8 protein-coding genes are annotated in these 9027 nt (G+C 62.4%); 4 read left to right on the forward strand and 4 right to left on the reverse strand.

What is annotated here, in order from left to right:
* Positions 1–139: 139 nt before the first annotated feature.
* A complete protein-coding gene (locus tag BM171_RS02670; protein ID WP_093009225.1) occupies positions 140–451 on the reverse strand; it encodes a hypothetical protein in 312 nt (103 codons plus the stop codon).
* 70 nt (positions 452–521) lie between these two features.
* The gene (gene pyrF, locus BM171_RS02675) at positions 522–1211 is read right to left on the reverse strand and encodes an orotidine-5'-phosphate decarboxylase (RefSeq protein ID WP_093009226.1); all 690 of its coding nucleotides are present in this window, start codon (positions 1209–1211) and stop codon (positions 522–524) included.
* A gap of 114 nt (positions 1212–1325) precedes the next feature.
* Between pyrF and BM171_RS02680 the strand changes: the two genes are divergently transcribed.
* Both BM171_RS02680 and clpB read left to right on the forward strand, forming a co-directional pair.
* A complete protein-coding gene (locus tag BM171_RS02680) occupies positions 1326–3197 on the forward strand; it encodes a putative sodium/potassium/calcium exchanger (RefSeq protein WP_139218658.1) in 1872 nt (623 codons plus the stop codon).
* A 170-nt stretch (positions 3198–3367) separates the two neighbouring features.
* The gene (gene clpB / locus BM171_RS02685) at positions 3368–5983 is read left to right on the forward strand and encodes an ATP-dependent chaperone ClpB (RefSeq protein ID WP_093009228.1); all 2616 of its coding nucleotides are present in this window, start codon (positions 3368–3370) and stop codon (positions 5981–5983) included.
* 487 nt (positions 5984–6470) lie between these two features.
* On the opposite strand, the gene BM171_RS02690 is transcribed toward clpB, so the two are convergent.
* Positions 6471–6959, reverse strand: coding sequence for a fasciclin domain-containing protein (locus BM171_RS02690; RefSeq protein ID WP_093009229.1), 489 nt, complete (start codon positions 6957–6959; stop codon positions 6471–6473).
* A 295-nt stretch (positions 6960–7254) separates the two neighbouring features.
* Here BM171_RS02690 and msrP point away from each other — a divergent pair, with 295 nt between their 5' ends.
* Entirely contained in the window at positions 7255–8166 is a 912-nt protein-coding gene (gene msrP / locus BM171_RS02695; protein WP_093009230.1) for a protein-methionine-sulfoxide reductase catalytic subunit MsrP, read from the forward strand.
* On the forward strand, positions 8166–8783 hold the full coding sequence (gene msrQ / locus BM171_RS02700; protein WP_093009231.1) for a protein-methionine-sulfoxide reductase heme-binding subunit MsrQ: 618 nt from the start codon (positions 8166–8168) through the stop codon (positions 8781–8783). Before msrP ends, msrQ begins: the two co-directional genes overlap by 1 nt.
* Positions 8784–8811: 28 nt before the next feature.
* Here the strand turns inward: msrQ and BM171_RS19095 are convergent.
* On the reverse strand, positions 8812–9027 hold a 216-nt coding region (locus BM171_RS19095), incomplete at its 5' end, for a hypothetical protein (protein ID WP_217646670.1).

A 9027-nucleotide genomic window follows, 5' to 3' on the forward strand; every position in this document is an offset into this window, starting at 1 on the left:
ATGAGCGATCCTCCGCGCCGCTTCAATGGCTCGTGCGGCAGACATAGAAAAGCCGGAGCCGGGGGAAGGGCCGGCTCCGGCAGGGGGAGGTCAAGGGACAGGGAAAAGACCTCCAAGGGAACAAGATCGAAACTCGCGGTCAGGCCGCTTTGTTCCATGCATTTCCGATAAATCTTTTGGCCGAACTGAACAGGCTTGCGACTTCGCTCTCGTCGCTGCCGTCACCCATCGGGTGCGCCACGCGGCTCCGTAGTTCGCTGCCGTTTTGCATCTTCCGTGTTGCATCGGCCACAAGGCCCTGGCGGACCAACTGCTCCGGCGCGTCGAGGGGCGCTTCGAAACTGGCAGGCAGTCTAATCTGGCCGGTCTGTGTGTCGCAGGTTGCGAGTGCTTCGAAGGATTGGGAGGCGGCGTTGTAGGTCACGTCGCCCAATTCTGGAATCTGTGTCATGTCGTCTGCCTCGTTGCTGTTCTTGCCACAATAACGAGGAAAACCTGTGGATAGTTCCAGAAAGCCCTTGTCAGACAATCTCTTGCAAGATGTCAGCGGCGGCGCCCCGAGGATTTGAGGCCTGCCAGATCGGGCGGCCGACCACGATATGGTCGGCTCCATCGGCGATGGCTCGGGCCGGTGTCGCGATTCGTTTCTGGTCGCCATGCGCTGCGCCGTCGGGCCGGACGCCGGGCGTCACGATGAGACGTCCGGCGGACTCTCCGAGCCCACGGATGCGCGCGGCCTCCTGCGGGGACGCGATGACGCCATCGGCCCCTGCCTCGAACGCGCGGCCCGCCCGCTCTTCGACGAGGGCTGACATATCGCCGCTCTGCATCATGCACTCATCGAGATCGCCCCGGTCCAGCGAGGTCAGGATGGTCACGGCGAGGATCTTCGTCCTGGTGCCTGACGCGCCTTCCATCGCCGCGCGAACCACGTGCGGATCGCCATGCACGGTCAGGAAGTCGATGTCGAACTGCGCGAGGCCGCGTACGGCATTCTCGACGGTCTGGCCGATATCGAACAGCTTCATGTCAAGGAAGACGCGCTTGCCGTGCTCCTGCTTGAGCTCGTTGGCCAGGGCCAATCCGCCGCCTGTCAGCATCCCGAGGCCGATCTTGTAGAAGCCGACAGCATCGCCAAGCGTTTCGGCCAGTTTCAGCCCAGAGAGCGCATCCGGCACATCGAGCGCAACGATTAGACGGTCATCCGACATGACAAGGAACCTCTCTGGACTAAGTTATGACCGATTAAAGGGGATCGGGAACGGAATCCACCCGGCTTCGTTCCATTCATTAGGTCACAACAATTCGTTATTGGGAGTGTGAGGATGGCTGACGACAAGTCTGCAGGGAAGACCGATACCGGTCCGGCAGAGAACAAGCCCAAGGGAACACCTGCGAAGAAACCGATGAGCGTCGCACCGATCACCATCGGCGCGGGTGTCGTTGTCGCCGCTGGTATCGCGTTGACGCTCGGCCTGACCCAGGGCGGCGGCGAAGAAACGGCAAGCGCTGACGAAACGCAGATGGCCTCCGCCGACATGAGCGGCGAAGGCGACTCGAGCGGCGGCGCGGCCGACGGGAGCTCCGACGGCGAGGCGTCTGGCGAAGCCGCATCCGCGGAAGGTGCCGAGACCGACAGCGGCGGGTCCGCCGATGCATCTGGCGAGGACACTGCATCCGCCGAAAGCGATGGCGCTTCCGAATCCGAATCCGAAGACGACGCGGCGAGTGCCGAGGGCGATACAGCAAGCACCGAAGGTGATGCGGCAGGCTCCGACGCGGAAGGCTCCGACAGCGCGGCAGCATCCACGGAAGGCGAAACGTCTTCCGAGAGCGATACGAGCGCCGAAGGCTCCGAAGACGCCAGTGCGTCGGACGGCTCCGAGACCGAAACCGCATCTGCCGACAGCGAGAGCTCCAGTGAGAGCGGTGCAGCTTCTGAAGACGCGACCGGTTCTGAGACTGAAACCGCAGCTTCCGAGGGCGATGCCTCCGGTGAGGCCGCGGAAGGCTCTGAAAGCAGCGAGGGCGGCAGCGACTCTGAAGGATCTGACGCAGCAGCAGCGTCCGACAGCTCTGGTGAAGCAACTGCAGCCGAAGAGAACGCATCCGACGCGAGCAGCGCGGACGGCTCCGATGCCGAGGCAGCCGACGGCAGCTCTGAGACCGGCTCGTCCAACGAGAGCACGTCCGAAGCCGACAGCTCCGAAGCTTCGGAGACTGAGGCGGCATCTGCCGATAGCGGCTCCTCCGAGGAAACTGCCTCGTCTGACGAGGGGAGCTCTTCCGAGGAAAGCGCGTCCGAGGGTGACACGGCCCAAAGCGCGGAGAGCGGCGGTGACACCGAAGCTTCGGGCACTGAGATGGCCGCGGCCAACAGCCAGTCTTCCAGCGAAGAGAGCGGAAGCTCCGAAGGTTCGGACTCCGAGGCCGCATCCTCCGAAGGTGACACCTCCGGCGAAAGCGAGTCTGCCTCGGAAGGCAGCGAGAGTTCCGAAAGCAGCAGCGACGAAGCTGAAGGCTCAGGTACTGAAACCGCATCCGCCGAAGGCGCAGCGTCGGGGGAAAGCGACTCGGGCAGCGAAGGTGGCGAAAGCACCGAAGGCGAGTCTTCCGAAGGCGATGCGTCGAGTGAAAGCGCTTCGGACGGTGGTGAAGGCTCCGAGACGGAGACCGCTTCCGCCGAAGGTCAAAGCTCGGGCGAAGGTGAAGCGGCTTCTTCCGAAGGCGAGACGTCGGACAGAGAAGGCTCGAGCGACGAGGCTGCCTCTGAAGAGACCGCAAGCGGCTCTGAGGATGAGTCCCAGCAGGGGTCCGAGACGGCCTCCGCCGAGGGCGATTCCGAAGGTCAGAGCTCTGACGGCTCCTCCGAGGAGAGCTCGGAGACCGGCAACGCGATGGCAGCCGACCTCAGCGACGAAGACCTCCAGGAGCTGACCGAAACCGCGACGCAAGCGGCACAGGCCGCCCGGTCCGCGCAAGCCGCCGCGGAAGATGCGCGCGCAGCAGCCGCGGATATCCAGGCTGCTGCCGATCAGGCCGCGCAAGCCGCAGAGCAAGCTGCGAATGCGGCAGCCGAAGCGTTCGAGCGGCTGCGCCAAGCCAGCGAGTCCATCGGCCAAGGCGGCAGCGGCTCGTCGGAAGGCGGCAATGGATCGTCGGAAGGCGGCAACGGATCGTCGGATAGCAGTAACTGATCGCTGCTCCTGCAAAGCTTGAAGGGCGTCTCTTCGGAGGCGCCCTTTTTTGCGTGTTGCATTCTTGCACCAACCGAAGCCGACCCCATCTATCTCTTGAGGCTCCGAAAAATTGATGTGCCGCATGACGGGCATCGAAACGGTCGGAGCGCTTTACCAAGGAGAGACCCATGAACCTAGAGAAGTTCACGGAACGTGCGCGCGGCTTCATTCAGGCCGCACAGACCATCGCGATGCGGGAAAGCCATCAGCGCATCGCACCCGAGCATCTGCTGAAAGCCCTGCTCGACGACGACCAGGGATTGGCGTCCAATCTCATTTCCCGCGCCGGCGGCGCGCCGGACCGCGTCCGGCAAGCGCTTGATCTTGCGCTCGGCAAGGTGCCGAAAGTTTCGGGTGATGCGGGCCAGACTTACCTCGACGCCGCGACTGGCCGGGTTCTTGCCGAAGCCGAGAAGCTTGCCAAGAAGGCTGGCGACAGCTTCGTGCCGGTCGAGCGGATGCTGACCGCCCTTGCGATGGTGAAAAGCCCTGCGAAAGAAGCATTGGACGCGGGTGCGGTGAACGCGCAGAACCTCAATGCCGCGATCAACGACATCCGCAAGGGTCGGACCGCTGACAGCGCCAATGCCGAAGAAGGCTATGATGCGCTTAAGAAATATGCGCTCGACCTCACCGCGCGGGCCGAGGAAGGCAAGATCGATCCGATCATCGGTCGCGACGAGGAAATCCGCCGCGCGATGCAGGTTCTGAGCCGCCGCACCAAGAACAACCCGGTGCTCATCGGTGAGCCCGGCGTCGGCAAGACCGCGATCGCCGAGGGCCTCGCCCTGCGGATCGTCGATGGTGACGTCCCCGAAAGCTTGCGGAACAAGCGTCTCATGGCGCTCGACATGGGCGCGCTTATCGCTGGCGCGAAGTATCGCGGAGAGTTCGAGGAACGTCTGAAGGCCATCCTGAAAGAGATCGAGGCCGCAGCCGGAGAGATCATCCTCTTCATCGACGAGATGCACACGCTGGTCGGCGCCGGCAAAGCCGATGGCGCGATGGATGCCTCGAACCTTCTGAAGCCTGCTCTGGCGCGGGGTGAGCTGCATTGTGTCGGTGCGACCACGCTCGACGAGTACCGCAAGCATGTCGAGAAGGACGCGGCCCTTGCCCGGCGGTTCCAGCCGCTCATGGTGAATGAACCTACGGTCGAGGATACGATCTCCATCCTCCGGGGCATCAAGGAGAAATACGAGCTGCACCACGGCGTGAGGATCTCGGACTCCGCACTCGTTTCGGCTGCGCAGCTTTCGCACCGCTACATCACCGACCGTTTCCTGCCCGACAAGGCGATCGACCTGATGGACGAAGCCGCCTCGCGGCTGCGAATGGCGGTCGATTCCAAGCCAGAGGAGCTCGACGCGCTCGACCGGCAGATCCTGCAGATGCAGATCGAACAGGAGGCGCTTCGGAAAGAAGACGATGCCGCGTCGAAGGATCGGTTGACCAAGCTCGAGAAGGATCTCGCCGAGCTGCAGGAACGCGCCTCCGAGATGACTGCCAAGTGGCAAGCCGAACGCGACAAGCTCAGCAAGTCACGCGAGCTCAAGGAGCAGCTCGACCGGGCGCGCGCCGATCTCGAGATCGCCAAGCGCAACGGCGATCTCGCAAAGGCGGGTGAGCTCAGCTACGGCGTGATCCCGGGTCTCGAGAAAGAGCTGAACCAGGCCGAGGATGCCGGAGAGGACGTGATGGTCGAAGAGGCCGTCCGCCCCGAGCAGATTGCCCAGGTCGTCGAGCGCTGGACGGGTATCCCGACCTCCAGGATGCTGGAAGGGGAGCGCGAAAAGCTGCTGCGGATGGAAGACGGTCTGCACAAGCGGGTCATCGGACAGGATCAGGCTGTCCGTGCCGTGGCGAATGCCGTGCGCCGCGCCCGTGCGGGTCTGAACGACGAGAACCGCCCCTTGGGATCGTTCCTGTTCCTCGGGCCGACCGGCGTCGGCAAGACCGAACTGACCAAGGCTGTTGCCGAGTTCCTCTTCGATGATGACGGCGCGATGGTGCGAATCGACATGTCGGAGTTCATGGAGAAGCACGCGGTGGCCCGGCTCATTGGCGCGCCTCCGGGGTATGTGGGCTACGACGAGGGCGGCGTTCTGACCGAGGCAGTCCGGCGCAAGCCTTACCAGGTCGTGCTCTTCGACGAGGTGGAGAAGGCGCATCCGGACGTGTTCAACGTGCTTCTGCAGGTTCTCGACGACGGTGTGCTGACCGATGGTCAGGGCCGCACCGTCGACTTCAAGCAGACGCTCATCGTACTGACGTCGAACCTTGGCAGTCAGGCGCTCAGCCAGTTGCCGGAAGGTGCTGACAGCGGCAAGGCCAAGCAGGACGTGATGGACGCGGTGCGCGCGCATTTCCGTCCTGAATTCCTCAACCGGCTCGATGAGACGATCATCTTCGATCGCCTGAAGCGCGAGGACATGGGTGGCATCGTAGAGATCCAGCTGGCGCGCCTCCTGAACCGCCTTGCGAGCCGCAAGGTCACGCTCGAGCTGGACGATGCCGCGAAGGATTGGCTGGCCGACGAAGGCTATGATCCGGTGTTCGGTGCGCGGCCACTCAAGAGGGTGATCCAACGCGCTCTTCAGGATCCATTGGCCGAGATGATCCTCGCGGGCGACGTGACCGATGGCAGCGTCCTGCCGGTCTCGGCGAGTGCGGATGGACTGGTGATCGGGGACAAGGTGGCGTCTTCGAATCGCCCGCGCCCGGACGATGCCGTCGTGCACTGAGACGGATGCGATGCAGCCCAAGCGGTACGTAACCGCACACGCACCCGCGAGAGTTCATTTCGCGGGTGCGCTTCATTTATATTTTGAGCAGATGGCCAAACGCGACTGAACAAAGGTCGTTTTGTCACGCGAACGTCGATCATTCGATGTATGTTATGCAAATTCGCAATAGCCGATTTGCATAACGGCTGCACAGTGAGGGGTTGCTGTGGCAAAACGTATTTTCAAATGCTCGTATTGTTCTCACCGGCTCCGGTTCGGTGCGACGGAATGCTCAAACTGCGGAAGCGGAACGCCAATACTAAACCGCTCTTGGGCGCACGTACTGACGGGAACCATGCTCGTCTCGGCGATGGCGTTGTTGCTTCTTTCTTTAAGGTGAAAATGCATTGTCGGGTTGGCGCGATAACTTCATGTCCGTCTCGCGGACGCGTGAACGTTGCGCCAAACGGATCGGGGCGGCCACAAGCCGCCCCGACGCCTGAACTCATTCGGACGGCATCAGCACCGAGTCGATGACATGGATCACGCCGTTCGATGCCTCGATGTCGGCGCTGGTGACGGTTGCGTCGTTCACCATGACGGTGTCGCCGTCGATGGAGACGGTCACAGTGCTGCCTTCGACGGTTTCTGCTTCCATGCCGTCGGACAGATCACCGGACATCACGGCACCCGAGACAACATGGTAGGTGAGGATCGAGGTCAGCTGATCCTGGTTCTCTTCCATGAGCAGCTCGTCGACGGTGCCTTCCGGCAGTGCCTCGAAGGCTTCGTCGGTCGGCGCGAAGACGGTGTAGGGGCCTTCTCCGGTCAGCGTCTCGACAAGACCCGCCGCCTCGGCTGCGGCGAGGAGCGTGGTGAAGTTGCCCGCATCCTGCGCGGTTTCAACAATGTTCATCTCGTCCTGAGCGAACGCCGCGGTGCCGAGCGACGTGGTAGCAGCCAACGTCAATGCGAGGTAAGTTCTGCGGAACATCAAACTCTCCTATTTTGGTGTCCGATGCAGGATCTGCATCTGGCTGACCTACGTAGCCGGACACGAAAAAGATCACCTCACGGGGCGGAGAGACGGCGGGGATCCGCGCTTGACGGAAAGGCCCGGCTCACTAAGCCACGGCCCATTTGGTTTTCCAATGAACTCATCGTTACCCTGCGTCACTCGGGACGCGGAAAACGCGAAAGATTTCATCGAAACCACGGCAAGTTGAGCCAGCTGTGCTTGGCGTTCAAGCCGGGCCGCGCGTAGCATCGGCGAAACTTCCGGAGGTTTCATGGCGCATCGCTGGACGAACACTTTCACACGGGCCGACGCGACGCCCGAGCCGATTTTCCTCAATCGCCGGCAGATCATCGCGGGCCTGGCTGCCGGCTCGGTCGCGGGGGGCCTTTTCTCCACGCGGGCGCGCGCGCAAGCGGAAGGTCTTGAGCCGAACGACTGGGAGGAGATCACCCAGTACAACAATTACTACGAGTTCGGCACCGGCAAGGACGACCCGGCGCGCCTCGCCGGTCAGCTGACGACATCGCCCTGGGCGATCGAGATCGATGGCATGGTCGAGCGTCCCGGCACCTACGACTTCGAAGATATCCTGTCCGAGATGACCATCGAGGAGCGCATCTACCGCTTCCGCTGCGTGGAGGCCTGGTCGATGGTCGTGCCCTGGAACGGCTTCGAACTGGCTGATCTTCTGGACATGGCTGGCGTTCAGGACGGCGCACGGTACGTTGCATTCGAGACGCTGCTGCGTCCCGAAGAGATGCCGGGCGTTTCGCGCCCGGTTCTCGAATGGCCGTATGTGGAGGGTCTGCGGCTCGACGAGGCGCGCCATCCGCTCACCATTATGGCGACCGGCATTTATGGGCGGGACATTCCAAACCAGAATGGCGCACCGATCCGGCTGGTCGTGCCGTGGAAATACGGGTTCAAGTCGATCAAGAGCATCGTGCGGATCACGCTCACGGACAGCGAGCCGCCGACGAGCTGGAACAAGGCCAATCCGCGCGAGTACGGCTTCTATTCGAACGTGAACCCGAACGTGGATCATCCCCGCTGGTCACAAGCCACCGAGCGCGAGATCGGCGGCGGGCTCTTCAGCCCGCGCAAACCGACGCTCATGTTCAACGGTTACGAAGACGAGGTCGCCGCGCTCTATGAAGGCATGGATCTGTCGGTGAACTTCTGATGGCGTGGCGCGACAGGGTAAATGGCTGGGCTCGGCGCATTCCGACCTGGGCCGTCTACCTTGTCTACGCGTTGCCCGCGCCCTGGTTCTTCTATCTCGGGCTGACCGGCGGACTTGGCGTCGAGCCAATAGAAGCGCTGGAGCATGAATACGGCGAGATCGCGCTTCAGCTTCTGATCATCGGTCTCTGCATCACACCTCTGCGGCGTCATGCAGGTCTGAACTTCATGAAGTTCCGGCGCGCCTTCGGCCTGCTCGCCTTCTTCTACGTGGTGCTGCACCTGAGCGTTTGGGCGATCCTCGATGTACAGGCGCTTTCGGCCGTCTGGGCCGATATCGTGAAGCGCCCCTATATCACCGTGGGCATGGCGGGTTTCCTTTTGCTCCTGCCGCTCGCGCTGACATCGAACGCTTTATCCGTCCGCAGGCTCGGCCCGCGTTGGCGCAAACTGCATCGGCTCGTCTATCCGGCGGTGCTGCTCGGTGCGATTCACTTCGTGATGCTCCGCAAGGGCCTGCAGATCGAACCGCTGATCTACCTTTTGGTGGTCGTCGCACTGCTCGCTTTGCGACTCGAAGTGCGTTCGATTCCCGGATTTGCGCGCTCACGCGGCTGAACTTGCGCTCTTCCGCTGGCTTGCCCTGTTAGCGCGGCGAGTACCGCGAAAGATCCTTGCGATCGGACGTAGGGTCCGCGACAGAATTTTCCCACAACTTACTGAAAACTAGACTGAAACCGGAAATCTGAAGAAAAATTGGATTTTCTCGAATTTTCTTCTTGCGGGTTTGGAGAGGTATCCGTAGATAGCGCTTCACCGGCGGCGCTGAGGCGCGGTTGGGGCGCCAGACGGGGCGGCGGCG

The sequence above is a fragment of the Roseivivax halotolerans genome (assembly GCF_900115815.1).
GTDB lineage: Bacteria > Pseudomonadota > Alphaproteobacteria > Rhodobacterales > Rhodobacteraceae > Roseivivax > Roseivivax halotolerans.